Origin of the sequence: Hoeflea phototrophica DFL-43, from assembly GCF_000154705.2 — a bacterium.
Classification (GTDB): Bacteria; Pseudomonadota; Alphaproteobacteria; order Rhizobiales; family Rhizobiaceae; genus Hoeflea; species Hoeflea phototrophica.
Genome location: NZ_CM002917.1, coordinates 4,280,826 through 4,305,959, shown reverse-complemented (window position 1 = coordinate 4,305,959; position 25,134 = coordinate 4,280,826). Strand labels below are relative to the sequence as shown.

The following is a 25,134-nucleotide window of genomic DNA, read 5'->3' as shown; positions in this document are numbered from 1 at the left end:
ATACAGTCTATGCGAAAAGTCGAACTCGGGGCCGGGCAGTCAAGCGTGGGTTCCGTTCGTCCATTGACCCGCGGAGGCTAAGATATGGCGCGCAACAAGATTGCATTGATTGGTTCGGGAATGATCGGCGGCACGCTCGCCCATCTGGCCGGCTTGAAGGAAATGGGCGATATCGTCCTGTTCGATATCGCCGAGGGCACGCCTCAGGGCAAGGCGCTCGACATCGCCGAGTCCGCACCGGTTGAAGGCTTTGATTCCCGCCTGTCGGGTGCAAATGATTATTCCGCCATCGAGGGCGCGGATGTCTGCATTGTGACAGCCGGTGTTGCCCGCAAGCCCGGCATGAGCCGCGACGATCTGCTCGGCATCAACCTCAAGGTGATGGAACAGGTTGGTGCGGGCATCAAGAAATACGCCCCCAACGCCTTCGTCATCTGCATCACCAACCCGCTCGACGCGATGGTCTGGGCGCTGCAGAAATTCTCGGGCCTGCCCAAGAACAAGGTCGTCGGTATGGCCGGCGTGCTCGACTCGGGCCGCTTCCAGCATTTCCTGGCCGAAGAATTCAATGTTTCGGTCGAGGACGTCACCGCCTTCGTGCTTGGCGGGCATGGCGACACCATGGTCCCCTTAGCGCGCTACTCGACGGTTGCAGGCATCCCGCTGCCGGATCTGGTCAAGATGGGCTGGACCTCGAAGGAAAAGCTCGAGGAAATCATCCAGCGCACCCGCGATGGCGGCGCGGAGATCGTCTCGCTGCTCAAGACCGGCTCGGCCTATTACGCGCCTGCCGCTTCGGCGATCCTGATGGCCGAGAGCTATCTCAAGGACAAGAAGCGGGTTCTGCCCTGTGCGGCCTATCTGTCGGGCCAGTATGGCGTGAAGGACATGTATGTGGGCGTGCCCTGCGTCATCGGCGAAGGCGGCATCGAGCGGGTGATCGAGATCGAGCTCAACAAGACCGAGCAGAAAGCCTTCGACAATTCGGTGGCATCGGTTGCAGGGCTTTGCGAAGCCTGCATCGCCATCGCCCCGAATCTGAAGTAAGCGCGGCCGAGCCGCTGATCCAATCCAGGAGTTCCCATGAACATCCATGAATATCAGGCCAAGGCCCTTTTGAAGGGTTTTGGCGCGCCGGTGGCCGAAGGGGTTGCCATTTTCTCTGCTGACGAGGCGGAAGCGGCTGCGAAGTCGCTGCCCGGCCCGCTCTATGTGGTCAAGAGCCAGATCCATGCCGGCGGCCGCGGCAAGGGCAAGTTCAAGGAGCTCGGCCCCGACGCCAAGGGCGGTGTGCGGCTGGCCTTCTCGATCGATGAAGCCAAGGCGCATGCGGCCGAGATGCTCGGCAACACGCTGGTCACCAAGCAGACCGGCGAGGCCGGCAAGCAGGTCAACCGGCTCTACATCGAAGACGGCGCAGATATTGAGCGCGAGCTCTATCTCTCGATCCTGGTGGACCGCACCGTCGGTCAGGTGGCCTTCGTGGTTTCCACCGAGGGCGGCATGGACATCGAGGCGGTTGCCGAAGAAACACCCGAAAAGATCATCACCGTCGCCATTGATCCGGAAGCCGGTGTGACGGCTGCAGATCTGGCCAAGCTCAACGGCGCGCTGGAGCTTACCGGCGAGGCTGCGGCTGACGGCGAAAAGCTGTTCCCGATCCTCTACAAGGCATTTGTCGAAAAGGACATGGCGCTGCTCGAGGTCAACCCGCTGATCGTCATGAAGGACGGCCGCCTGCGGGTGCTCGACGCCAAGGTGTCGTTCGACAACAACGCGCTGTTCCGCCACGACGACATCGTCGCGCTGCGTGACCTGACCGAGGAAGACGCCAAGGAAATCGAGGCGTCGAAATACGACCTCGCCTATGTCGCGCTCGACGGCAATATCGGCTGCATGGTCAACGGCGCGGGTCTTGCCATGGCGACGATGGACATCATCAAGCTCTATGGCCAGGAGCCGGCGAACTTTCTCGATGTCGGTGGTGGCGCGACCAAGGAAAAGGTCACGGCAGCGTTCAAGATCATCACTGCCGACCCCGCGGTCAAAGGCATTCTGGTCAACATCTTCGGCGGCATCATGAAGTGTGATGTCATCGCCGAGGGCGTTGTTGCCGCGGTCAAGGAAGTCGGGCTCAAGGTTCCGCTGGTGGTCCGCCTCGAAGGCACCAATGTGGCGCTCGGCAAGAAGATCATCAATGAAAGCGGCCTCGATGTGATCGCGGCTGACGATCTCGACGACGCAGCCCAGAAGATCGTCAATGCGGTGAAGGGATCCTGAGACCATGTCCATTCTGATCAACAAAGACACCAAGGTCCTGGTCCAGGGGCTCACCGGCAAGACCGGCACCTTCCACACCGAACAGGCGCTGGCCTATCACGGTACGCAGATGGTTGGCGGTATCCACCCGAAAAAGGGCGGCTCCACCTGGGAAGGCTCGGGCGGCGAGAAGCTGCCGATCTTCGCATCCGTCGCTGAAGGCAAGTCCGCAACCGGCGCCAATGCCTCGGTGATTTACGTGCCGCCGGCAGGCGCTGCGGCGGCGATCATCGAAGCCATCGAGGCCGAGATCGAGCTGATCGTCTGCATCACCGAGGGCATTCCTGTTGCCGACATGATCCGCGCCAAGGATGTTCTCGACAAGTCGAAGTCGCGTTTGATCGGCCCCAACTGTCCCGGCGTGATGACGCCGGACGAGTGCAAGATCGGCATCATGCCGGGCAACATCTTCAAGAAGGGCTCGGTGGGCATCCTGTCGCGCTCGGGCACGCTGACCTATGAAGCGGTGTTCCAGACCACCAATGAAGGTCTTGGCCAGTCGAGCGCTGTCGGGATCGGCGGCGACCCGGTCAAGGGCACCGAGTTCATCGACATTCTCGATCTCTATCTGGACGATCCGGAAACCGAATCGATCATCATGATCGGTGAAATCGGCGGCTCGGCGGAAGAAGATGCAGCCGAGTGGCTGATCGAGCAGGCCAAGAAGGGCCGCAAGAAGCCGATGGCAGGCTTCATCGCCGGCCGCACGGCGCCTCCCGGACGCACCATGGGCCATGCCGGCGCGGTGATTTCGGGCGGCAAGGGCGGCGCAGAAGACAAGATCAAGGCCATGGAAGCGGCGGGTATCCGCGTCTCGCCGTCGCCTGCGCGTCTTGGCAAGACACTGGTTGAAGTCCTCAAGGGGTAATCCCGGGGGCAAACGAGGTTTGAAGCAATGAGCGACGCCGTGCGCGAAACGCTGGACCGCTACTACGCCGCGCTGAAAGCGGGCGACAGTGTGGCCCTGCGCGGCGTCGTCTCCGGCGATATCGAGGTTCATTACCCGGCGCCTGAAGGGCTTCTGCCCTGGGCCGGGGACTGGACCGGGTTCGAAGGCTTTGAAGCCTTCCTCAAGACCGTGAGCGATCATCTGGTGATCGACACGGTCGAGCCGATTTCCCTTCATGTTGCCGGTGACACCGTGATCACGGTTCTCAGAGGCGAATGGACGGTCAAGGCGACGGCACGCAAGGTGCATACGGAAACAGTCAACATGTTCACGCTGCGCGACGGCAAGATCACCCGTTTTCAGGTGTTCACCGATACCGCCGCGCTGGGAATAGGTTTGGGCAGGCTCGCGGCGTAAAGGTCGCGCAAGCCACACAGTCTAGGGAAGGGCCGGAAAGGCCCGCAAAAAGGTGAGACCCATGGCACGCAACGACGAAGCCAATGACATCATGGCGCAGACCTCGTTCCTGTATGGCGGCAATGCCCCCTACATCGAGGACATGTACGCCCGTTTTCAGGACAATCCGAACAGCGTGCCATCGGAATGGCAGGCCTTTTTCGCCGATTTGAAGGATGATCCGGACCAGGTCCGCAAATCGGCTGCAGGAGCGTCGTGGAAAAAGGCCAACTGGCCGTTGCAGGCCAATGGCGAACTGGTTTCCGCACTCGATGGCGACTGGGGTGCTGTCGAAAAGGCGATGGGCGACAAGATCAACGGCAAGGCCAAGGCTGCGGGCCAGCCGATCGATGCCGCCGCGATCGAGCAGGCGACGCGCGATTCGGTCCGTGCCATCATGATGATCCGCGCCTTCCGCATGCGTGGCCATCTGCATGCCAACCTTGATCCGCTGAGCCTGGCCCAGCAGCCCGATGATGACTACAACGAGCTCGCGCCCGAGGCTTACGGCTTCACCGAGGCCGACTACGACCGGCCGATCTTCATCGATCATGTGCTCGGGCTCGAATATGCGACCATCCGCGAGATGCTCGATATTCTCAAGCGGACCTACTGTTCGACGCTGGGCGTCGAGTTCATGCACATCTCCAACCCCGAGGAGAAGTCCTGGATCCAGGAGCGCATCGAGGGTCCGGACAAGGGCGTCGACTTCACCGACATGGGCAAGAAGGCGATCCTGCAGAAGCTGATCGAGGCGGAAGGCTTCGAGCAGTTCATCGATGTCAAATACAAGGGCACCAAGCGTTTCGGCCTGGATGGAGGCGAATCGCTGATTCCGGCGCTTGAGCAAATCATCAAGCGCGGCGGCAATATGGGGCTGAAGGAAATTGTCTTCGGCATGGCCCACCGCGGCCGCCTCAATGTGCTGACACAGGTTATGTCGAAGCCGCACCGGGCGGTGTTTCACGAGTTCAAGGGCGGTTCGTTCAAGCCCGACGAGGTCGAGGGTTCGGGCGATGTGAAGTATCACCTTGGCGCCTCATCGGACCGCGAGTTTGATGGCAACAAGGTGCATATGTCGCTGACGGCCAACCCGTCGCATCTGGAAATCGTCAATCCGGTGGTGATGGGCAAGGCGCGCGCCAAGCAGGACATGATCGCCACCGACTTCGAGGGTGACATCATTCCGCTGCGCGAGCGCGTCAAGGTGATGCCGCTGCTTCTGCACGGCGATGCGGCCTTTGCCGGACAGGGTGTGGTTGCCGAAATTCTTGGCCTGTCGGGGCTGCGCGGTCACCGGGTGGCCGGTACCGTGCACTTCATCATCAACAACCAGATCGGTTTCACCACCAATCCGGGCTTCTCGCGCTCCTCGCCCTATCCCTCGGATGTGGCGAAGATGATCGAGGCGCCGATCTTCCATGTGAATGGCGACGACCCGGAAGCGGTGGTCTATGCCGCAAAGGTGGCGACCGAGTTCCGCATGACCTTCCACAAGCCGGTGGTCATCGACATGTTCTGCTACCGCCGTTTCGGCCACAATGAGGGTGACGAGCCGTCATTCACCCAGCCGAAGATGTACAAGAAGATCCGCAGCCACGAGACCACGGTGACGCTTTATGCGCGGCGCCTGGTTGAGGAAGGCGTGATCACAGAGGGTGAATTCGAGAAGATGAAGGCCGACTGGCGCGCCCATCTGGAAGGCGAATTCGACATCGGCCAGAGCTACAAGCCTAACAAGGCGGACTGGCTCGACGGCCAGTGGTCGGGGCTCAGAACCGCTGACAACCAGGATGAGCAGCGCCGCGGCAAGACCGGTGTGCCGATCAAGACGCTGCGTGAAATCGGCAAGAAGCTGGCGGAAGTCCCGAACGACTTCAAGGCGCACCGCACGATCCAGCGCTTCATGGACAACCGGGCCAAGATGGTCGAGACCGGAGAGGGCATCGACTGGGCCATGGCCGAAGCGCTGGCCTTTGGAACGCTGATGCATGAAGGCACCAAGATCCGGCTTTCGGGCCAGGATGTCGAGCGCGGAACGTTCTCGCAGCGGCATTCGGTGCTCTATGATCAGGAAACCGAGGAACGTTACATCCCGCTCGCCCATGTGGCGCTCAATCAGGCCCGCTATGAAGTCATCAACTCGATGCTCTCGGAAGAAGCGGTTCTCGGCTTTGAATATGGCTACTCACTGGCCCGCCCGAATGCGCTGACGCTCTGGGAAGCGCAGTTCGGCGACTTCGCCAATGGTGCGCAGGTGCTGTTTGACCAGTTCATCTCGTCGGGCGAGCGCAAGTGGCTGAGGATGTCGGGCCTCGTCTGCCTGCTGCCGCACGGTTATGAGGGGCAGGGACCGGAGCACTCTTCGGCGCGTCTCGAGCGCTTCTTGCAGATGTGTGCGGAAGACAACATGCAGGTGGCCAACTGCACCACGCCATCGAACTATTTCCACATCCTCCGGCGGCAGGTGAACCGCGATTTCCGCAAGCCGCTTATCATGATGACACCGAAGTCGCTGCTCAGGCACAAGCGGGCGGTCTCGATGCTCAGCGAAATGTCCGGCGACACCTCGTTCCACCGCTTGCTGTGGGACGATGCCGAGGTGCTCAAGAACGAACAGATCAAGCTGGCCAAGGACAACAAGATCCGCCGCGTGGTGATGTGCTCGGGCAAGGTCTATTTCGATCTCTATGAAGAGCGCGAGAAGCGCGGCATCGACGATATCTACCTGCTGCGCCTCGAGCAGCTGTACCCGTTCCCGGCCAAGGCGCTGATCAACGAGCTGTCGCGCTTCCGCAATGCCGAGATGGTGTGGTGCCAGGAGGAGCCCAAGAACATGGGCGCCTGGTCGTTCATCGATCCCTATCTCGAATGGGTGCTGGCCCATATCGACGCCAAGTATCAGCGCGTGCGTTACACTGGACGTCCGGCCTCTGCCTCGACCGCGACCGGTCTGATGTCGCGCCACCTCGCCCAGCTTGAAGCCTTCCTCGAGGATGCGTTGGGCGGCTGAGGCCGCCCCCGTCTGAAAATCAACCCGAGTTGGATGTCCACGCGTCCTGTCTGACTGAGAAAGAACGGAAACAACATCATGGCTACTGAAGTCCGCGTCCCGACCCTTGGCGAATCCGTCAGCGAAGCCACCATCGGCACCTGGTTCAAGAAGGCGGGCGACACCGTCAAGGTGGACGAGCCGTTGGTGGAACTGGAAACCGACAAGGTGTCGATCGAAGTTCCGTCGCCGGTCTCCGGCGTCTTGAGCGAAATCCTCGCCAAGGACGGAGAGACCGTAGAGGTCAATGCGCTTCTGGCGCAGATTGCCGAAGGCGAAGCAGGTGCGGCAGCGGCGGCACCTGCGAAGGCCGAGGCTCCAGCCAAGGCTGAGCCCGCAAAGGCTGACGAAGCGCCGAAGCAGGCCGCAGGGTCCGACATGCCAGCTTCTCCTTCCGCCCAGAAGCTGATGGCGGAAAACAAGATCGATGCCGGCAACGTGGCCGGTTCGGGCAAGCGCGGCCAGGTGCTCAAGGGCGATGTGCTTGACGCCATCGGCAAGGGATCGGCCCCGGCGGCTGCGCCAGCCGCAGCGCGCCCGGCCTCGTCGGCTGACGATGCGCCGCGCGAGGAGCGGGTGAAGATGACCCGCCTGCGGCAGACCATCGCCCGGCGCCTCAAGGAAGCGCAGAACACGGCTGCGATGCTGACCACCTACAATGAGGTGGACATGACCGCAGTCATGGAGCTGCGCAAGAAGTACAAGGACCTGTTCGAGAAGAAGCACGGGGTCAAACTCGGCTTCATGGGCTTCTTCACAAAGGCTGTCTGCCATGCGCTGAAGGAAGTTCCGGGCGTCAATGCCGAGATGGACGCGACCGACATCATCTACAAGAACTACTGCCATATCGGCGTTGCCGTGGGCACCGACAAGGGTCTGGTGGTTCCGGTGGTGCGCGACGCCGACCAGATGAGCATCGCTGGTATCGAACAGGAAATCGGACGTCTGGGCCGGGCCGCGCGTGACGGTGAATTGTCGATGGCCGACATGCAGGGCGGCACCTTCACCATTTCCAATGGTGGTGTCTACGGCTCGCTGATGTCCTCGCCGATCCTGAATTCGCCGCAGTCGGGCGTGCTCGGCATGCACAAGATCCAGGAACGCCCGATGGCTATCGGCGGTCAGGTTGTGATCCGTCCGATGATGTATTTGGCGCTTTCCTATGATCACCGGGTTGTCGATGGCAAGGAAGCCGTGACCTTCCTGGTGCGGGTCAAGGAAAGCCTGGAAGATCCCGAGCGTCTGGTCCTCGATCTGTAAGGAGAGGACTTGATGGCGTCCCTCCGCCATATCGCCTTGGTGTTGACGGGGCTGGCTGCCCCGCTCGGCACCGCGATGGCTGCCTGCCCGCAGGCTCTGGCGGTCTATGGATCTGCCAGAGGCGATCTCGAGATCGGCTTTTCCGGTCCGCCCGGACCGGCAGATTCGATGCTGCACCGGTTTGATCTGGCATTCGCCGGTTCCGGCGTTACCATGGAAGGCGTGGTGATGCTTGCCGGAGGCCCCGACCGGCCCTGGGGCATCGTGATGCATGACTGCCCGGAAGGGGACGCCACGGGGGCCGAAATCGCCGCCTGCACTGTGTGGCAGGGACCGATCTACGCCATCAGCGACAAGGGTGGCGTCGCCTGGCTTCCGGTGCCCAGCAGCAGCCAGACATCCCAAGCGGCAAGTGAGAACCTGCTGCTTCCCGATTTCACCGCCGCCTTGATGCAGTCCGCGGCCTTTGAGGCCAACCAGATCACCAGCCTTCCCGGCGATTCATTTCGCCTCAAGGCATGTCAGGAATAAGATCAGGGGCAACCCTTATCGACCAAAGGAAAAGACCATGAGCTACGACGTCATCGTTATCGGTTCCGGCCCCGGGGGCTATGTCTGCGCCATCAAGGCTGCACAGCTTGGCCTCAAGGTGGCCGTGATCGAAAAGCGCGCGACCTTTGGCGGCACCTGCCTCAATATCGGCTGTATTCCGTCCAAGGCACTGCTGCACGCCTCGGAGGTCTATGCCCATGCCAGCCATGGGATGGAGAGCCTCGGTGTGGAAATCGGCGGCGCCAAGCTCAATCTCGAAAAGATGATGGGGCACAAGGATGCGGTGGTGAAATCCAATGTCGAGGGCGTCGCCTATCTGTTCAAGAAGAACAAGATCGACAGCTTCATCGGCACCGGCAAGGTGCTTGGCGAGGGCAAGGTGGCGGTGACCGGCGATGACGGCAAGACCCAGGAGCTTGAATCCAAGAATGTGGTGATCGCCACCGGGTCCGATGTTGCCGGCATTCCCGGCGTCAAGGTCGATATCGACGAGAAGGTGATTGTCTCGTCCACCGGTGCGATTGCGCTCGAGAAGGTTCCCGGCGATCTGATCGTGGTTGGCGGCGGCGTGATCGGGCTCGAAATGGGCTCGGTTTGGGCGCGGCTCGGCGCCAAGGTGACCGTGGTCGAGTATCTCGACACGATCCTGGGCGGGATGGACGCGGATGTCGCCAAGCAGTTCCAGCGGATTCTGGCCAAGCAGGGCATGGAGTTCAAGCTCGGCGCCAAGGTGACCGGGGTCGAAAAGTCCGGAAAGGGCGCCAAGGTCAGTTTCGAACCGGTGAAGGGCGGCGATGCCGAAACACTTGAGGCCGATGTGGTTCTGGTCGCCACCGGCCGCAAGCCCTACACCGAGGGGCTTGGGCTCGAAGAGGCGGGCGTGGTGCTCGACGAGCGCGGCCGGGTGCGCACCGATCATCATTACCAGACCAATGTGCCGGGCGTGTACGCCATTGGCGATGTGATCGTGGGCCCGATGCTCGCACACAAGGCCGAGGACGAAGGCGTGGCGCTGGCCGAGATCATGGCCGGCCAGGCCGGTCATGTGAACTACGGGGTGATCCCCGGCGTGGTCTACACCCAGCCGGAAGTCGCCGCCGTCGGCAAGACCGAAGAGGAACTCAAGGCCGAGGGCATCAAGTACAAGACCGGAAAGTTCCCGTTCTCGGCCAATGGCCGGGCGCGTGCAATGCAGACCCCGGACGGCTTCGTCAAGGTTCTGGCAGATGCCGAGACCGACCGGGTTCTGGGCGTGCACATCATCGGCTTTGGCGCGGGCGAACTGATCCATGAAGCCGCCGTGCTGATGGAATTCGGTGGATCTTCGGAGGATCTCGGCCGGACCTGTCACGCGCATCCAACCATGTCGGAGGCCGTGCGCGAGGCAGCCCTTGCGACCTTCGCAAAGCCGCTGCATCTCTAGAATTTGCTTTCAGGTTCCGTACTCAGGGTATGGAGCCTGATTCTTTCTGGTGAGGGTGCAACAACGCCGCCCGGTCTCAGGTCCATCAGGAGCGTTCCGCGATGTCGGTTTACGAGGTTGAGCCTGACTGGCCGCATTGGGCCCTGCCGGATGCGGACTGGGCTGATTGTTTTGAAGTGATCGTCGCAGCGCCCGCTGGCGGAGAAAGCCTCTTGACCGCGGATCTGGTGGCGCGGCAGGCGTTTGGGCGCTTGCCGTTCTGGTTTCACGGCCTGCTCAAGCTGCGCAACATCCTGGTTTGGCCACTCGGGCTGAAGGGTGATGCCGCCGATGTGCCCGCCGAGGTCGAGCGGATGGGGATCTTCCCAGTGGTTCACAAACAACCACGGGAAGTCGTGCTTGGCTTTGATGACCGGCATCTGAATTTCCGGATTGTTGTGACGGCTGAGCCTGACGACGACGGCGCGACCCGGGTGCGGATGATGACACTGGTCCAACGCAACAATGCCTTCGGCCGCGCCTATCTGGCGGTGATCACGCCGTTTCACAAGCTGATCGTCCGGACGTCTCTCTTACGGGTTGGCTGACCGCAGCCTATCTGATGGCGGTTACGGTAAATCCGTCCTGCTGCAACAGGGTCACGAGGCCTTCCTCGCCGGGCAGATGCAGCGCGCCGACCGCGATGAAGGCGTTGCCTTCGGCCAGAATCGGGGCTGAGCGTTCCGCCATGACATGATTGCGCATCACCACGATGCGTCTTTCGAACTCTGCATAGCCGTCGATGTCGTCGGCATTTGCCTCGGGTCCGGCAGCCAGGATGGTGGGCATGATCAGCGCGATCTCGCCTTGAAGATAAAGTTCGGTCATGGTGGCCATGATGTCGGGCATCAGCTCGGCGAGCCGGATGGTTTCGACCAGACCGCGAATGTGAAACTCCATCGGCAGATCAGCCATCGCGGCCATCTGTTCACCGATGCTCTCCAGCCCGAGCAAGGCCTTGCCATCGCGCCTGGCGTCGTTGGCGATCCGGATGTCGAGAAACTCCTCGCCGCTGCTCTTGCGGGCAAGTTCGCATTGCGGCAGCGCCAGCATGCCGGCAACCATCCATGGTTTCATCCGCGAGACCAGCGCCAGCGGAATGCCGCGGTTGGCAAGCTCGGATTCGACAAGCTTCGCGTCTTCCTCATCGAGGAAGGAGACAAGCGTGTTGCCATCGGTGAACATGGTGAGTTCGGGCTTGGCCATCAGCGCGGCCTGGGCTTTCGCCGGGTCGAGAATGTCGACGGTTTCGATCACTACCGTCCGGGCGCTGTCGAAGGCCGTGCGGGCGGCATCGGGCATGCGAACCACCCGCGGATCGGTGATGTGCATGGTGCCAAACAGCCAGGATGGGGCAACACCGGATTTTTCAATCTTCCAGAGCTTGCTGTCCCCATTGGGGACTGCGGCGGCTTCGGCACGGGCTGCGGCCAGGGCCTCAGGGTTGGTCTTGCCAAGCTGAACAGCCAGGTTTTCCCCGTCACAGGTGGCTTGCGTCTGATCTGCCGGCGCTGCCACGGTGCGGATTTCGGCGTTTGCCCGGGCTGTTCCCAGTAGCAAGCCAACCGCGAGCATCGCCAGCAAAAGCAGTGGCAGTGAAACCGCGGCGGCAAACGCCATTCCCGGCAAACGGGCGCTTGCGGCCTTTAACGGCGGAAGATGGGGCAAGTGTCGCATGGGCGTGTCAACCTGTTGAGTGTTGACCGCAAGTGTAGGCGACAAGCCGCAACCGACAGGTTAACCAAGGCCTTGGTGTTTGCGGATGGTAAATGTCTGCTTAATGCCGGGCTTGCTGGTGCAATCCAAGAGTGCCCGGCCTTGAAGATGAGCCGGCCTCAGGCTCGGGGATGCGCGCGGTCGTAGATCTCCAGCAGGCGGCTGGTTTCGACGCCGGTGTAGACCTGAGTGGTGGACAGGCTGGCGTGGCCGAGAAGTTCCTGAATGGTGCGGAGATCACCGCCGCCGGCGAGCAGGTGGGTGGCGAAGGAATGCCTGAGCGCGTGCGGTGTGGCGGTTTCGGGAAGATCGAGCGCCGAGCGCAGGGCTCGCATGGCTTTCTGCACGATGGCCGGCTGCAAGGGGCAGCCGCGTGCCCCGCGGAACATCGGCGCATCGGCAGCGGGGCGGAACGGGCTCAGTTCGAGATAATCACTGATCGCGCTGCGGGCGATGGGCAGCAGCGGCACAATCCGGGTCTTGCCGCCCTTGCCGGTGATCCGGAGGCTCTCGCCGTCACGGGGAATGTCATTGCGGGTGAGCCCCAGCGCTTCGGAAATGCGCAGGCCGCAGCCATAGAGCAGTGTCAGCACGGCGGCATCGCGCGCGGCGATCCAGGGTTCGTCCGAGAGCTGCAGATCGGCGTCGACGACGCGGCGGGCGTCGCGGGCGCTTAACGGTTTGGGCAGGGATTTGGGCTGTTTGGGCGCGCGGGTGGCCGTGGCGCCGGCGGCATTGGCAAGGCCTTTGCGCTCGAGATGGCGCAGAAATGACCTTATCCCGGCAAGGCCCCGTCCCAGCGTTCTAGCACCCGCACCTTCCCTGCGGCGTTCAGCCATGAAGGCTCGCAGATCAAGAGGCCTGAGATCAGCCAGATCGGAAATTTTCGGCGGACCGCCCAGATGCAGGGTGAGAAAGCCGAGGAACTGGCGCAGATCGCGTTCATAGGCCTCGGCGGTCTTGTCGGCCAGACGGCGTTCCTCGGTCAGCTGGGCCAGCCAACGCTGTTGTTCCGCAACCACATCGGGTGCGGCGATAACCAATGGTTTTTCCATGGTTTGTCCATCCATCCGTCCCGTCATCTGGCGCGGAACATCAAGTGGACTATTGCATTGACGCCTTAGCGGGGGGTAAACGATGGTGTCTCGATGTCATCATGACATCACAATCGGTTGCGATAGAGTTGTTGACATCCGGTTCGAGAGGGGTCGATTCCATGGCGAATGTGGCGGATATTTCATACCGTTTGAACGTGCTCGCGCATGGGCGTCCGGGCCATATCATCGACCGATTGATCGCCGAGCGTGGCGGCCGGCTGGTGGAGCATCCCGCCTGGCCGGTGATGCGGCCGATCGTTTATGCAACGCTGAAATATGGTGCGGCCGTCAAGATGGCCGATGCGATCGCAAAGATGTCGGGGGCGGAGGCGTTCCACTATCTCAGCGGCATCCTCAAGCTGGATATCGTCTCGCAAGGCGAGGAGCGGATCCCGCGCAAGGGTGCCTTTTTGCTGGTCTCCAATCACCCGACAGGTATCGCCGATGGCGTGGCGATGTTCGATTTTCTCAAGAACACCCGTCCGGATATGATGTTCTTTGCCAACCGCGATGCGGTGCGGGTGAGTCCGAGACTCGATGAAATCATCATTCCGGTGGAATGGCGTGACGACTTCAAGAGCCGCGACAAGACCCGCGAAACACTGCAGCTGACCAATCGCGCAGTTGAAGACGGCAAGGCAACGGTGCTGTTCCCTTCAGGCCGGATCGCGTTCTGGAACGAGGGCAAGCTGACCGAGCGGCCCTGGAAAATTTCGGCGGTGACGCTGGCTCGCCGCTATGATTTGCCGATTGTTCCGGTCAACATGGCAGCGCGGAATTCAGGCCTGTTCTACTGGCTCTCCAAGCACTCGACCGAATTGCGCGACATGACCGTATTCCACGAGTTGCTCAACAAGAAACAGCAGACCTTCGGTTTCACCGTCGGTCAGCCGATCATGCCAGAAGCTCTTGATGCAGACCCCAATGATGCGGTTCGCGCGCTGGAGTACCACACGGTGCACGGTCTCGCCCAAAATCCGGACCGGGTGTTCGAGCCGGCGCCCAAGGGCTGGAGTCAGGCTGCCTGAGGTGGCGGCAGTGTCCTCTGGCAGAAACGGCCCGGGGTGACCGGGCCGCTGCAACTTTTTCCTGAATAATAGCGGTTTGGCGTGCCTGCAATCAGGCGATGCTCTGGCCGGTCTTCTTCCAGTCGGCGAGGAATGCTTCCAGGCCCTTGTCGGTGAGCGGGTGCTTGACCAGCGCCTTGATGGTGGAGGCCGGAATGGTAGCCACATCCGCGCCGATCAGGGCTGCTTCGCGCACGTGATTGACGGTGCGGATCGAGGCGGCGAGGATTTCGGTCTCGAAGCCGTAATTGTCATAGATCTGGCGGATCTCGCGGATCAGCTCCATGCCATCGATGGCCATGTCATCAAGACGGCCGATGAAGGGCGAGATGAAGGTCGCGCCGGCCTTGGCGGCCAGCAGGGCCTGGTTGGCCGAGAAGCACAAGGTCACATTGGTCTGGTGGCCGTCCGAAGTCAGCGCCCGGCAGGCTTTCAGGCCATCAAGGGTCAGCGGCAGCTTGATGCAGATGTTGTCGGCGATCTTGGCGAGAACCGCAGCTTCCTTCATCATCGCTTCGTACTCGGTCGCGGCGACTTCGGCGGAGACCGGGCCCTCGACGATATCGCAGATTTCCTTGGTGACTTCGCGGATGTCACGGCCGGACTTCATGATCAGCGACGGGTTGGTGGTCACCCCGTCGATCAGGCCCAGGTCGTTAAGCTCCCGGATCTCGTTGACGTCGGCTGTGTCGACAAAGAACTTCATTGCAGGCTCCCAAACTGTCCATGCCGTATCAATCCGGCGCTGGAATAAACAAATCCGGGTTCCCTTTAGCCCAAAGCGGGGGCAAGGTCACGCCACATGGCCAAAGATTCGCGACAAATCGAAAGCGGGCTGTTCCCGCGAAAAGTGGTGCCGGTGCTGCTGCCGATGCCGGCTGAGCGCGCCTATTCCTATGCGCTGCCCGACGGCGCGGATGCGGTGCCCGGGCAGATCGTGCAGGTGCCGCTCGGGCCGCGGCTGGTGGCCGGCGTGGTCTGGGACGGCGAGGCGGATGTGGTCAACCCTGACAAGCTGCGCGAGATCACCCAGGTGTTCGACTGCCCGCCGCTCAACGCGCCGATGCGCCGGTTCATCGACTGGGTCGCCAGCTACACGCTGTCATCGCCGGGGCTGGTGGCGCGGATGGCGCTGCGGGCGCCGGCGGCGTTTGACCCCGAACCGCTGATCGAGGCGCTGCAGCTCACCGATCAGCAGCCCGAGCGGATTACGGCGGCGCGCGAACGGGTTCTCGCCCAGGCGGCTGACGGTCTGGCCTGGACCAAGAGCGGGCTTGCCCATGCCGCGGGCGTATCGGCCAGCGTGATCGACGGGCTGAGGGAGCAGGGTGTATTCGCGCCGGTGATGCTGCCGCCGCAGCCGGTGGTGCCGGCCCCGGATCCCGATTACGACCCGGCCGAGCTTGAGGCCGACCAGCTGGCTGCGGCCCAAGTGCTGCGCGAGACGGTGGCCGCGGGCGGCTTTGGCGTGACGCTGCTGGATGGCGTCACCGGATCGGGCAAGACCGAGGTCTATTTCGAGGCGATTGCCGAGACCATCAGGCAAGGAAAGCAGGTGCTCATCCTGTTGCCCGAAATCGCCCTGACCAATGCCTTTCTGGACCGGTTTCACAACCGGTTCGGGGCGCGGCCGGCGGAATGGCATTCCGAGCTGGCACCGCGCACCCGCGAAAAGGTCTGGCGGCAGGTGACCGAATCACGGGTCAGTGTGGTGGCGGGGGCGCGGTCGGCGCTGTTCCTGCCGTTTGCCGATCTTGGCCTGATTATCGTCGATGAGGAGCACGATCCTGCCTACAAGCAGGAAGACCGGGTGTTCTACAATGCGCGCGACATGGCGGTGGTGCGCGCCCGGCTGAGCGACATTCCGGTGGTGCTGGCTTCGGCAACGCCGTCGATCGAAAGCCGGGTCAATGCGGCGCAGGGGCGCTACAGCCATCTGGTGCTGTCGGGCCGTTATGCCGATGCCGGGCTGCCCGATATCGAGCTGGTTGATTTGAGGCGCCATGCCCCGGCGCGGGGCGGGTTCCTGTCGCCGGTGCTCATCAAGGCGATGGCCGGAACACTGGAGCGCGGCGAGCAGTCATTGCTGTTTCTCAATCGCCGTGGCTATGCGCCGCTGACGCTGTGCCGGGTCTGTGGCCACCGGTTCGAATGCCCGCAATGCTCGAGCTGGCTGGTTGAGCATAGGTTCCGGTCGCAATTGCAGTGCCACCATTGCGGCCACAACGAGCCGACGCCTCAGGCCTGCCCGTCCTGCGGCGCGCTGGATCATCTGGTTGCCTGCGGGCCGGGAATCGAGCGCATTGCCGAGGAGGCGGACAAGCATTTCCCCGATGCGCGCACCATCGTGCTGTCGTCCGACATGGCCGGCGGCACAAGGCGCTTGCGCATCGAGCTGGAGGCGATTGCCAAGGGCGAGGCCGATATCGTCATCGGCACGCAGCTGGTGGCCAAGGGGCACAATTTTCCGCTGATGACGCTGGTCGGCGTGGTCGATGCCGATCTTGGCCTGTCCAATGGCGATCCGCGCGCCGCCGAACGAACCTATCAGCTGCTATCGCAGGTAACCGGCCGGGCCGGGCGATCCGGGCGCAAGAGCCATGGCCTGATCCAGACCTTTCAACCGCACCACCCGGTGATGCAGGCCTTCGCATCGGGCGATCCGCATGCCTTTTACGAGCGCGAAACCGACGAGCGCCGGATGGCGGTGCTGCCGCCCTTCGGACGGCTGGCCTCGGTGATCATCTCGGCCGCCACACGGCCTGAGGCCGAGGCCCATGCGCGGGGCCTGCGCGCTGCTGCCCCGTCATCCGCGGGGATCATGGTGCTCGGCCCCGCCGAAGCGCCGCTGGCCCTGATCCGCGGCCGCCACCGCTTCCGGCTGCTGGTGCATGGCGCCCGCGGCAACGACATGCAGGGCTTCGTCAAGGACATGCTCGCCAAGGGGCCGAAACAGCGCGGCTCGGTGCAGGTGCAGGTGGATATCGATCCGCAGAGTTTTTTGTGAGGGGTGTCGCGGCCTTCGCCTTCCTATTGGCGCTTTCATCAATCCTGACGGTTTAATGGCTAACGGCCGCTCCGGCCCTTTTCTGCCAGCATGAGCATCGAGACGAAGGCTGTCACCTTTGCGGGGCGGAAGCGGGAGGGCGGGTAGACGGTGTAGATGCCGCCGTCGCGCAAGCTCCAGCCGGGCAGGATGATCTGCAGCTTGCCAGTCTGCAATTGGTCCTGGACCAGGTAGTCCGGCAGGACGGCAAGTCCCGCGCCGGCCTTCACCGCTTCAAGAAGGGCAGGTGTGCTGTCGATGGAGAGCGTGTTCTCCATGCGCACCGTCACTTCGTTGCCTTTTGTGTTTGTGAACCGCCACATGTCGGGATCAGTCATCAGGGCGTTGGAGACAAAATCGGCCGTCCGAAGATCGTCAGGATGCGCGATTGCCGGCAACCCGGAGACATAGTCAGAGCCGCCGACCAGCACCTGGCGGAAGCTCCCGATCTTTCTGGCCTGCAGCGCCGAATCGGTGAGCCAGCCGACGCGGATCGCCAGATCCAGCTCGCCCGTCATCAGGTCGCTGCGGCTCTCGCCCAAGTGAAAATCAACCTTGCAGAACGGGTACTGGCGGCGGAAGGCGGCGACCACGGGCGTGACGATGGCCGTGCCGTAGTCGTTGGGCGCGGTCAATCGCAGCGTCCCTGCCGGCACGGCGGTCATCTGCGAGAGCTCCTCGAAGGCTTCGTCCGCCTCGGCCAGGATTGTTGCGCAACGGGCGTAGAAAGCCTCTCCCGCCTCGGTGGGGCTGACCTTTCGGGTGTTGCGGATCAGAAGCGTTGCCTGGATCTCCTGTTCGAGCTGGGTGATCTGGCTTGAGACCACGGCCTTGGTCACCTTCAGGCGATCGGCAGCGCGCGTGAAGGATCCGGTTTCGACCACGGCGGCGAAATAGGCGAGGCGGTTGAGATTGTAGCCCTTTGTCATCAGTATTATTGTTAGTTAACAGCAAACAGTATGTCAAAATCGTTTGCCTTCTCCTGATCGGCTGAAGCCACCATATTCAGGCCAAGGAGACAGACCATGACTCAACAGACCATGACCAAGGCAATCACCTTGCAGTATCTCTTCGACCCGCTTTGCGGCTGGTGCTACGGCGCGTCGGCGACCGTTGCAGAGCTTGCGCAGCACCCCGACATTGATCTTCAGCCGCTTGCGACCGGCCTGTTCTCGGGCCGGGGCGCGCGGTCGATGGAAGGCTTTGCCGCACAGGCCTGGCAGGCCGACCAGCGGATCGCGCAATTGAGCGGCCGCACCTTCAGCGAGGCCTACCGGAGCGATGTGCTCGGGGCCAAGGGTGGGATGCTTGATTCCACCATTGCCACCCGGGCGGTGACCGCCGTCCGGATGGAAGCCCCGGAGCGGGAGATCGAAGCGCTCAAGGCAATCCAGGAAGCTCGCTATGTAGGCGGCAAGGATGTGACGTCGGCCAAGGTGGTCGCGGAGCTGCTGAACGGACTTGGGCTGACCCGGTCCGCCGTCGTGGTGACCGAACCTGATGAAGCGCTTGTACGTCTCCTGCAGGAGCGGATGGCCGAGGCTCACGCCACCATGTCGAAATTCCACGTCCAGGGTGTTCCGGCGCTGATCGTTGGTACCGGCGATGCACGCCAACCGATGAACGCAAGCGCGCTCTACTCCGGAACCGATCCTATGCTTGCCGCCCTCGGGCTGGCCTGACTTCCCTCTCATACGAAAGAAGACCTCCATGCTTACCAGAAGACATGTCATGAAATTCACCGCAGCCGCCGGCGCTGCAATGCTGATGTCCTCAACGGGCTCGAATGCCGCTGATGCAGGCCTCACATGGGCCCATTTTCCCGCGGGAGAGGCGGGTTTCAACCGCGCGCCTGTGCTTGTGACGGGCGAGACGGAAGCTGTTCTGATCGACGGCGGTTTTACCCTTGAAGGTGGCCGCAAACTTGCCGAAGCGATCAAGGCCACCGGCAAGCCGCTGACAACCATCTATGTCAGCCAGAGCGATCCGGATTACTATTTCAGCCTGCGCCCGGTCGTAGAGGCGTTCCCGGACGCTCGCGTGATTGCAGCCAGTGCGACGATTGCAGCGATCAATGCCAATGTGGCCAAGAAGATTGCCACCTGGGGCCCGAAGCTGGGCGAAAACGGTCCGCAATCGGTCGAAGAGGTCGTCATGCCCGTCGCCTATGATGAGGCGAGCCTGAGCGTCGATGGTCATGAAATCGAGATCGTCACGGCAGAGGGTCTGGCCAATCGCCGCTATCTCTGGTCCCAAGACCTGAAGGCGGTTCTTGGCGGTGTCATGATCTTCTCCGGGGTTCATGTCTGGGTCGCCGATACGCCAACCAAGGAAGAGCGTGCCGCCTGGGTCGCCAATCTGGACGCCATTGCTGCACGCAATCCAGAGGTGGTTGTGCCCGGACACATGGCTCCGGACGCGCCGATGGGCATCGCGGCGGTGGAGTACACAAAGGCCTATCTTTTGGCCTTTGAAGAAGAGCTTGCCAAAGCCAAGTCTTCAGAAGAGCTGATCGCGGCGATGAAGGCCCGCTTCCCGGATCTGGGTGGCGGAATCAACCTGGACCTCGGCGCAAAGGTCGCCACCGGCGAAATGAAGTGGGGTTGATCAGAGGCGTCGCCTGTTCCGGTTTCCGGAGCTTGTGCTCTCAGCCATGATACAAAGGTTCCCGGCAAGCGATGCCTGTACGGCTGAAGCTTGAGGGGAACCCGAAAACGAGCGGATCGGTGCCGGCTGACGTCGGCATCGATCCGTGGCGTTTGCGCAGGGAGCGAAATGAACATTTCTTGAAGAAAGGCCGACCGCAGGACATCATCGATCCTGTGCGGCCACACTGACAACTTGTTTCCTGTTTCTCCTGCTCGGATGCTATCCTTGGCTGACGCCGAAACAGAACGGATCGAACATGTCGTTTGTGAAAATGCCGCCGCCGCCGCCATTTGTAGCCCGCTTTCGCAAGTTGCAGGAGGCGGAAGAGCAGCAAGCCAGGTCAAATCCGTTTCTGGCGAAAGCGCTGGAAGATGAAAAACACCAGGGGCACCGGCTGGCGGTGTTCGCGCGGAGCATTGCGCTGGGGCTTGTCGCCATCCTGCTGCCATTCCTGAACATGCGGCTCGATGTCCTGTTCTATGAGGCCACGCTGTTGATGTTCATCGCTTTGGGATGGCTGCAATACCGGGTTGCGAGTGTCGGCCGGTCGAGGCTGGAGCTGGCGCTGATTCTGCTCGATCTCAGCCTTTTGACGCTGCTCTTCATTCTGCCGAACCCTTTCCTCAATGAGGAACTTCCGACCGCCCTCACTTACCGGTTCGATAACTTCATCTACTTTTTCATCATTCTGGCCGTCGCAACACTGGCCTACTCGTGGAGAACCGTATGGGCGATGGGCACCTGGGTTGCCCTGCTCTGGCTGCTTGGGTTCTTCGGGGTGACCTTGTTCGGTCATGAAATGCCCGAACTCAGCGAAGCAGCTGCTTTTGCATTTGCCGGTCATGACATACTGGCGTCCGAACTTGATCCAAACTCCACCCAACCAGCCGTCCGGGTTCAGGAGATGGTTGTTTTTGTGATCGTCGCCGGCATTCTTGCGCTCAAGGGCTGGCGCTCAAACCAGCTGTTGATGCGACAGGCCAATATCGCGACTGAGCGGGCGAATCTTTCGCGGTATTTTCCGTCCAGCCTTGTCGATGTGCTGGCGTCGACCGAGCATGACATCGGCGCGGTTCGAACACAGGATGTGGCGGTGCTGTTTTCCGACATTGTCGGTTTCACGCAGTTCGCAGAGAGCCATTCACCGCAGGAGGTTATGGAGTTGTTGCGGCGGTATCATGCTTTTGTTGAGCGGGCCATTTTTCAGAATGGCGGCACCCTGGACAAATATCTGGGTGACGGGGTGATGGCGACCTTCGGGACGCCTCAAACCAAGCCCGAAGATGCGGCCAATGCGCTGAAAGCCGCCTTGCAGCTGATTGAGGAAGCCAAGGCTTTCAACAAGGACCGGGAAGCGAACGGATTGGCCGCGGTCGAGATCTCGATCGGCGTGCATTACGGGCCGGTCATCCTGGGGGACATTGGACCCTCCCGACGGCTGGAGTTTGCTGTCGTGGGCGATACCGTCAATGTTGCAAGCCGGCTCGAGGCGTCAACGCGGGAGCTCGGCTGCCAATGTGTGGTCAGCGAAGATCTCATGCGGCGGGCTGAATCATCGGATGCCGGGATAGATCCAACGCGCAAGGCATTCCTGGCTCGGCCGGCGATCACATTGCGGGGCCGCAAAACACCGATCGAAATATGGACCGCGTGATATCCAGGTTTCAGGATTTCGTCAGTGTCTCGTGCGGCTGAGCGGGTTTTGACAGATCCGGCACGGCGGTGCATGTGTTGAGCGCCACCCATGGCAAACTGGCTGCGTGAGCCTGAGAGAAAGAACCATCTTGAAATCTGACCATACAGTGCGTCCTGCCCGGCATGATGTTGACCGCGAGGCAATGCCGCCGGTGGCAATGCTGCTGGCGATATTGACCTTCATGTGTTTCGCGGCTCTCGATACGGGCGCCAAATATCTGGTGACCGCCGGTTACGCAGCGATCTTCGTGGTCTGGTGCCGGTTCATCAGCCATACCGTGATTTCCTTCATTGCTTTCCAGGGATGGCGCCGCGCCGACATGTACCGGGTGAACAACATGCCGCTGCAGGTTCTGCGCGGCCTGCTTCTGCCGGCAACCACGCTGTTCAATTTCATGGCACTGCGCGAGCTTCAGCTGGCGCAAACCATCAGCATTTTTCTAAGTGTGCCGATGCTGGTCACGGCGATGGCCGGACCGCTGCTGGGAGAATGGGCCGGGCCGCGCCGCTGGGCGGCGATCATGGTCGGTTTCATCGGTGTGCTGATCGTGGTGCGGCCGGGCACAGACGTGTTCTCCCTGGCGATCATCTGGTCGATTCTCGCCGCAACCACCTATTCGCTGTACTCGATCGTGACCCGCAAGCTGGCGATGCAGGAAAGCCAGCCCAGCCTGGTGTTCTATTCCAGCATTTTCGCCACGGTGCTGCTCGCGCCGCCAGCGCTGATCTACGGGCAGGTGCCTGGTTCGACGTTCGATTGGCTGCTGCTTGCCAGCCTGGGCGCGTTTGGCTTGGGCGGACATGCGCTTCTGGTCAAGGCCAGCCGCCTGGCCAGCGCGTCAAAGCTTGCACCGTTTGTCTACAGCCAGTTGCTGTGGATGACAGGGCTGGGCTTTATCGTTTTTGGTGATGTGCCCGATGGCTGGACCATGGTCGGGGCGTCCATCATCTGCATAAGCGGCATCTACATCATGAACCGGGAGCGGCAGATCGCCCGCAACGAGCGCAAGCTGGCAGCCCTGGGCTGAGAGCGGACCAATTGTGCCCGAAGAGCTGGTGGTTTGGCGTGGCTGCGGGTCATGATATGAGGAGCTCATGTCTGATTTGCCGCCGGGCCGGGGCCTGGTGAACGGAGCGCAACAATGATCGAGTTTTACTGGCCTTCAAGTCAGGGTGAGTGGATGGCCTGGTGTTCCGCGGTGGTCACCATCGCATTTGGCCTTCTGTGCATGTTCGCGCCGCGGCTGTCGCTGAAAATCCTCAGGCTCCAGACCTTGCCGGATCATCCCGAAGCGGTGTCCGAAGCGCGCGCCACCATGTCCGGATTTTATCTCGGTATCGGGCTGTGCGCGATCCTGTTTGCGCAGCCGCTGATTTACCTGGCGCTGGGTGCCGGATGGGCCTTCACCGCTTTCGGGCGAATCATCTCGATGATGTCGGACCGGGGTGCAACGCTGTTCAACTTTGTTTCCGTCGCCATAGAAATCGTGCTTGCCGCGCTGCCACTGGCCTACGGCATGGGATTGATCTGAAGCCGAATCGCAGTTTCAGGCTGGCGCCTCGGCGCGGCCTGCCCTGCCGCCTCATCCTAAAGCATGTACGATATGCCGCACCCGGCGTGTTGCGACTCCTCACACACTATGCTAGACGGACCGCGCAAATGAGGAAAAACAAGCTTTTGGGCTTGGAAATCCTGATTTTTACCGCAACAAAATCAATGGCTTGCTTTTCCGGCTCCCGGTGATGTGCAGGCCTTTGACCGCCAACGAGAGACAATCCCGACCGTGGCAGACAACTCCCAGCAAATTTCCGGTGTCGCCGAGCGCTACGCTTCCTCGCTTTTTGAGGTTGCAGCCGAAGCCAAATCGATCGATGCCGTGGCGAAGGATCTTGACGGTTTCCAGGCCTTGATCGACAGCAGCGAAGACTTGCAGCGTCTGATCAAAAGCCCCGTGTTTTCCGCCGATGACCAGTCCCGCTCCATCGAGGCTCTGCTCAAGAAAGCGCGTCTGGGTGCCCTCGTTACCAATTTCCTCAAGGTCGTCGCGCGTAACCGCCGCTTGTTTGCAGTGCCCGCGATCGTCCGTGCCTATGGCGAGATTGTCGCCCGGGAACGTGGCGAAGTGACCGCTGATGTGAAAACTGCCCACCAGCTTTCGGCGGCGCAGCAAAAAGAACTCAAGGCCGCGCTGTCCAGCGTGACTGGGAAAACCGTGACGCTCAACGTCACAGTGGATGCGTCGCTTCTGGGTGGGCTGATCGTCAAGATCGGTTCGCGTCAGGTCGACACATCTCTTCGCACTAAACTTTCCACCCTTAAGCTTGCACTGAAAGAGGTTGGCTGATGGATATCCGCGCCGCGGAAATTTCCGCAATTCTCAAGGATCAAATCAAGAATTTCGGCAAGGAAGCCGAAGTTTCCGAAGTTGGTCAGGTTCTGTCCGTCGGTGACGGCATCGCCCGCGTCTACGGCCTCGACAATGTCCAGGCTGGTGAAATGGTCGAATTCCCAGGTGGAATTCGCGGCATGGCGCTCAACCTTGAAGCCGACAATGTCGGTGTCGTGATCTTCGGTTCCGACCGAGACATCAAGGAAGGCGACATCGTCAAGCGGACGGGCGCCATCGTGGACGTGCCGGTCGGTCCGGAGCTTCTCGGCCGCGTTGTCGACGCGCTTGGAAATCCGATCGACGGCAAGGGCCCGATCAAGGCCAAGAAGCGTGCCCGTGTGGACGTCAAGGCTCCCGGCATCATGCCGCGCAAATCGGTGCATGAGCCGATGTCGACCGGCCTCAAGGCCATCGATGCGCTTATCCCGGTCGGCCGCGGACAGCGCGAACTGGTGATTGGTGACCGTCAGACCGGCAAGACCGCAATCATTCTCGACACCTTCCTGAACCAGAAGTCGATCCACGAGAACGGGCCTGAGGGCGAGAAGCTCTACTGCGTCTATGTGGCTGTCGGTCAGAAGCGTTCGACCGTTGCCCAGTTCGTCAAGGTCCTTGAAGACCGCGGCGCGCTTGAGTACTCGATCGTGATCGCTGCGACCGCATCGGACTCTGCTCCGCTGCAGTTCCTGGCACCGTTTGCCGGCTGTGCGATGGGTGAGTATTTCCGCGACAACGGCAAGCATGCCCTGATCGCCTATGACGACCTTTCCAAGCAGGCCGTTGCCTATCGTCAGATGTCGCTGCTGCTGCGTCGTCCTCCGGGCCGTGAAGCTTACCCAGGTGACGTTTTCTATCTTCACTCGCGCCTTCTCGAGCGCGCTGCGAAGCTCAATGAAGACAATGGCTCTGGTTCGTTGACCGCTCTGCCGGTGATCGAAACCCAGGCCAACGACGTGTCAGCCTATATTCCGACCAACGTGATCTCGATCACCGACGGTCAGATCTTCCTTGAAACCGAACTGTTCTTCCAGGGTATCCGCCCGGCTGTGAACGTCGGTCTGTCGGTGTCCCGCGTGGGTTCGTCGGCGCAGATCAAGGCGATGAAGCAGGTTGCCGGCTCGATCAAGGGTGAGCTTGCACAGTACCGCGAAATGGCGGCGTTCGCGCAGTTCGGCTCCGACCTCGACGCTGCCACCCAGCGGCTTCTTAACCGTGGTGCACGCCTGACGGAACTTCTCAAGCAGGCACAGTTCTCGCCGCTGAAGACCGAAGAGCAGGTTGCCGTGATCTTCGCCGGTGTGAACGGCTATCTCGACAAATTGGCGGTGTCCGATGTCGGCCGGTTCGAGCAGGGTCTGCTCGGGCATATGCGCAGCGAAGGCAGTGACGTGCTTGAAGCGATCCGCACCGAGAAGGCCATCAGCGACGACGTCAAGTCGAAGCTGAAGGACACGATCGACACCTTCGCAAAAACCTTCGCCTGA

General features: G+C 61.5%; 22 protein-coding genes. 18 read left to right on the top strand and 4 right to left on the bottom strand.

From position 1 onward, the window contains the following. The first annotated feature begins 84 nt into the window (after nucleotides 1-84). The 9 genes from mdh to HPDFL43_RS20305 all read left to right on the top strand — a co-directional run bounded on the left by mdh (nucleotide 85) and on the right by HPDFL43_RS20305 (nucleotide 10,538). Nucleotides 85-1,047 carry a malate dehydrogenase gene (mdh, locus tag HPDFL43_RS20345; protein ID WP_007199310.1) on the top strand — a complete coding sequence of 321 codons (963 nt, stop codon included), beginning with the start codon at nucleotides 85-87 and terminating at the stop codon, nucleotides 1,045-1,047. Between the two features lie 36 nt (nucleotides 1,048-1,083). Beyond that, complete coding sequence (gene sucC, locus HPDFL43_RS20340; protein ID WP_007199309.1) at nucleotides 1,084-2,280, top strand: ADP-forming succinate--CoA ligase subunit beta; 1,197 nt, start codon at nucleotides 1,084-1,086, stop codon at nucleotides 2,278-2,280. Nucleotides 2,281-2,284: 4 nt separating this feature from the next. Continuing rightward, nucleotides 2,285-3,187, top strand: coding sequence for a succinate--CoA ligase subunit alpha (gene sucD / locus HPDFL43_RS20335; protein ID WP_007199308.1), 903 nt, complete (start codon nucleotides 2,285-2,287; stop codon nucleotides 3,185-3,187). A gap of 27 nt (nucleotides 3,188-3,214) precedes the next feature. Continuing rightward, complete coding sequence (locus HPDFL43_RS20330; RefSeq protein WP_007199307.1) at nucleotides 3,215-3,625, top strand: nuclear transport factor 2 family protein; 411 nt, start codon at nucleotides 3,215-3,217, stop codon at nucleotides 3,623-3,625. A gap of 61 nt (nucleotides 3,626-3,686) precedes the next feature. Then, entirely contained in the window at nucleotides 3,687-6,677 is a 2,991-nt protein-coding gene (locus HPDFL43_RS20325; protein WP_007199306.1) for a 2-oxoglutarate dehydrogenase E1 component, read from the top strand. A gap of 78 nt (nucleotides 6,678-6,755) precedes the next feature. Then, the gene (gene odhB / locus HPDFL43_RS20320) at nucleotides 6,756-7,976 is read left to right on the top strand and encodes a 2-oxoglutarate dehydrogenase complex dihydrolipoyllysine-residue succinyltransferase (protein ID WP_007199305.1); all 1,221 of its coding nucleotides are present in this window, start codon (nucleotides 6,756-6,758) and stop codon (nucleotides 7,974-7,976) included. A gap of 12 nt (nucleotides 7,977-7,988) precedes the next feature. After that, nucleotides 7,989-8,507, top strand: coding sequence for a hypothetical protein (locus HPDFL43_RS20315; protein ID WP_007199304.1), 519 nt, complete (start codon nucleotides 7,989-7,991; stop codon nucleotides 8,505-8,507). A gap of 37 nt (nucleotides 8,508-8,544) precedes the next feature. Next, on the top strand, nucleotides 8,545-9,951 hold the full coding sequence (gene lpdA / locus HPDFL43_RS20310) for a dihydrolipoyl dehydrogenase (RefSeq protein WP_007199303.1): 1,407 nt from the start codon (nucleotides 8,545-8,547) through the stop codon (nucleotides 9,949-9,951). A 101-nt stretch (nucleotides 9,952-10,052) separates the two neighbouring features. Further along, complete coding sequence (locus tag HPDFL43_RS20305; protein WP_007199302.1) at nucleotides 10,053-10,538, top strand: DUF2867 domain-containing protein; 486 nt, start codon at nucleotides 10,053-10,055, stop codon at nucleotides 10,536-10,538. 7 nt (nucleotides 10,539-10,545) lie between these two features. Here HPDFL43_RS20305 and HPDFL43_RS20300 read toward each other — a convergent pair whose 3' ends face one another. After that, nucleotides 10,546-11,610 (bottom strand): TraB/GumN family protein, encoded by a 1,065-nt coding sequence (locus HPDFL43_RS20300; RefSeq protein WP_007199301.1) that lies wholly within the window; start codon nucleotides 11,608-11,610, stop codon nucleotides 10,546-10,548. A gap of 215 nt (nucleotides 11,611-11,825) precedes the next feature. Further along, the gene (locus HPDFL43_RS20295; RefSeq protein ID WP_040450627.1) at nucleotides 11,826-12,761 is read right to left on the bottom strand and encodes a tyrosine recombinase XerC; all 936 of its coding nucleotides are present in this window, start codon (nucleotides 12,759-12,761) and stop codon (nucleotides 11,826-11,828) included. A gap of 161 nt (nucleotides 12,762-12,922) precedes the next feature. On the opposite strand from HPDFL43_RS20295, the gene HPDFL43_RS20290 reads away from it, so the two are divergent. Continuing rightward, nucleotides 12,923-13,831, top strand: a complete 909-nt coding sequence (locus HPDFL43_RS20290; protein WP_007199299.1) for a 1-acyl-sn-glycerol-3-phosphate acyltransferase — start codon at nucleotides 12,923-12,925, stop codon at nucleotides 13,829-13,831. 91 nt (nucleotides 13,832-13,922) lie between these two features. Here the strand turns inward: HPDFL43_RS20290 and fsa are convergent, their stop codons facing one another. Continuing rightward, on the bottom strand, nucleotides 13,923-14,576 hold the full coding sequence (gene fsa, locus HPDFL43_RS20285; protein WP_007199298.1) for a fructose-6-phosphate aldolase: 654 nt from the start codon (nucleotides 14,574-14,576) through the stop codon (nucleotides 13,923-13,925). A gap of 96 nt (nucleotides 14,577-14,672) precedes the next feature. On the opposite strand from fsa, the gene HPDFL43_RS20280 reads away from it, so the two are divergent. Then, nucleotides 14,673-16,877 carry a primosomal protein N' gene (locus tag HPDFL43_RS20280; RefSeq protein ID WP_007199297.1) on the top strand — a complete coding sequence of 735 codons (2,205 nt, stop codon included), beginning with the start codon at nucleotides 14,673-14,675 and terminating at the stop codon, nucleotides 16,875-16,877. A 59-nt stretch (nucleotides 16,878-16,936) separates the two neighbouring features. Here HPDFL43_RS20280 and HPDFL43_RS20275 read toward each other — a convergent pair whose 3' ends face one another. Next, on the bottom strand, nucleotides 16,937-17,845 hold the full coding sequence (locus tag HPDFL43_RS20275; protein WP_007199296.1) for a LysR family transcriptional regulator: 909 nt from the start codon (nucleotides 17,843-17,845) through the stop codon (nucleotides 16,937-16,939). 96 nt (nucleotides 17,846-17,941) lie between these two features. Between HPDFL43_RS20275 and HPDFL43_RS20270 the strand changes: the two genes are divergently transcribed. The 7 genes from HPDFL43_RS20270 to atpA all read left to right on the top strand — a co-directional run bounded on the left by HPDFL43_RS20270 (nucleotide 17,942) and on the right by atpA (nucleotide 25,134). Further along, complete coding sequence (locus tag HPDFL43_RS20270) at nucleotides 17,942-18,598, top strand: DsbA family protein (RefSeq protein ID WP_007199294.1); 657 nt, start codon at nucleotides 17,942-17,944, stop codon at nucleotides 18,596-18,598. A 28-nt stretch (nucleotides 18,599-18,626) separates the two neighbouring features. Continuing rightward, nucleotides 18,627-19,523 (top strand): MBL fold metallo-hydrolase, encoded by an 897-nt coding sequence (locus HPDFL43_RS20265; RefSeq protein WP_040449406.1) that lies wholly within the window; start codon nucleotides 18,627-18,629, stop codon nucleotides 19,521-19,523. A 298-nt stretch (nucleotides 19,524-19,821) separates the two neighbouring features. After that, nucleotides 19,822-21,219 carry an adenylate/guanylate cyclase domain-containing protein gene (locus tag HPDFL43_RS20260; RefSeq protein WP_007199292.1) on the top strand — a complete coding sequence of 466 codons (1,398 nt, stop codon included), beginning with the start codon at nucleotides 19,822-19,824 and terminating at the stop codon, nucleotides 21,217-21,219. Between the two features lie 130 nt (nucleotides 21,220-21,349). Beyond that, complete coding sequence (locus HPDFL43_RS20255) at nucleotides 21,350-22,288, top strand: DMT family transporter (RefSeq protein WP_156970351.1); 939 nt, start codon at nucleotides 21,350-21,352, stop codon at nucleotides 22,286-22,288. A 114-nt stretch (nucleotides 22,289-22,402) separates the two neighbouring features. Beyond that, the gene (locus HPDFL43_RS20250; RefSeq protein WP_007199290.1) at nucleotides 22,403-22,792 is read left to right on the top strand and encodes an AGROH133_08824 family phage infection protein; all 390 of its coding nucleotides are present in this window, start codon (nucleotides 22,403-22,405) and stop codon (nucleotides 22,790-22,792) included. Nucleotides 22,793-23,044: 252 nt separating this feature from the next. Next, nucleotides 23,045-23,605, top strand: a complete 561-nt coding sequence (locus tag HPDFL43_RS20245) for a F0F1 ATP synthase subunit delta (RefSeq protein ID WP_040449404.1) — start codon at nucleotides 23,045-23,047, stop codon at nucleotides 23,603-23,605. Next, nucleotides 23,605-25,134 carry a F0F1 ATP synthase subunit alpha gene (gene atpA / locus HPDFL43_RS20240; protein ID WP_007199288.1) on the top strand — a complete coding sequence of 510 codons (1,530 nt, stop codon included), beginning with the start codon at nucleotides 23,605-23,607 and terminating at the stop codon, nucleotides 25,132-25,134. The genes HPDFL43_RS20245 and atpA overlap by 1 nt, the downstream gene beginning before the upstream one ends.

Coding starts and splice junctions, on each gene's coding strand:
- mdh (WP_007199310.1), top strand. CDS start 85: ATGGCGCGCAACAAGATTGCATTGATTGGTTCGGGAATGATCGGCGGC.
- sucC (WP_007199309.1), top strand. CDS start 1,084: ATGAACATCCATGAATATCAGGCCAAGGCCCTTTTGAAGGGTTTTGGC.
- sucD (WP_007199308.1), top strand. CDS start 2,285: ATGTCCATTCTGATCAACAAAGACACCAAGGTCCTGGTCCAGGGGCTC.
- HPDFL43_RS20330 (WP_007199307.1), top strand. CDS start 3,215: ATGAGCGACGCCGTGCGCGAAACGCTGGACCGCTACTACGCCGCGCTG.
- HPDFL43_RS20325 (WP_007199306.1), top strand. CDS start 3,687: ATGGCACGCAACGACGAAGCCAATGACATCATGGCGCAGACCTCGTTC.
- odhB (WP_007199305.1), top strand. CDS start 6,756: ATGGCTACTGAAGTCCGCGTCCCGACCCTTGGCGAATCCGTCAGCGAA.
- HPDFL43_RS20315 (WP_007199304.1), top strand. CDS start 7,989: ATGGCGTCCCTCCGCCATATCGCCTTGGTGTTGACGGGGCTGGCTGCC.
- lpdA (WP_007199303.1), top strand. CDS start 8,545: ATGAGCTACGACGTCATCGTTATCGGTTCCGGCCCCGGGGGCTATGTC.
- HPDFL43_RS20305 (WP_007199302.1), top strand. CDS start 10,053: ATGTCGGTTTACGAGGTTGAGCCTGACTGGCCGCATTGGGCCCTGCCG.
- HPDFL43_RS20300 (WP_007199301.1), bottom strand. CDS start 11,610: ATGGCGTTTGCCGCCGCGGTTTCACTGCCACTGCTTTTGCTGGCGATG.
- HPDFL43_RS20295 (WP_040450627.1), bottom strand. CDS start 12,761: ATGGAAAAACCATTGGTTATCGCCGCACCCGATGTGGTTGCGGAACAA.
- HPDFL43_RS20290 (WP_007199299.1), top strand. CDS start 12,923: ATGGCGAATGTGGCGGATATTTCATACCGTTTGAACGTGCTCGCGCAT.
- fsa (WP_007199298.1), bottom strand. CDS start 14,576: ATGAAGTTCTTTGTCGACACAGCCGACGTCAACGAGATCCGGGAGCTT.
- HPDFL43_RS20280 (WP_007199297.1), top strand. CDS start 14,673: ATGGCCAAAGATTCGCGACAAATCGAAAGCGGGCTGTTCCCGCGAAAA.
- HPDFL43_RS20275 (WP_007199296.1), bottom strand. CDS start 17,845: ATGACAAAGGGCTACAATCTCAACCGCCTCGCCTATTTCGCCGCCGTG.
- HPDFL43_RS20270 (WP_007199294.1), top strand. CDS start 17,942: ATGACTCAACAGACCATGACCAAGGCAATCACCTTGCAGTATCTCTTC.
- HPDFL43_RS20265 (WP_040449406.1), top strand. CDS start 18,627: ATGCTTACCAGAAGACATGTCATGAAATTCACCGCAGCCGCCGGCGCT.
- HPDFL43_RS20260 (WP_007199292.1), top strand. CDS start 19,822: ATGTCGTTTGTGAAAATGCCGCCGCCGCCGCCATTTGTAGCCCGCTTT.
- HPDFL43_RS20250 (WP_007199290.1), top strand. CDS start 22,403: ATGATCGAGTTTTACTGGCCTTCAAGTCAGGGTGAGTGGATGGCCTGG.
- atpA (WP_007199288.1), top strand. CDS start 23,605: ATGGATATCCGCGCCGCGGAAATTTCCGCAATTCTCAAGGATCAAATC.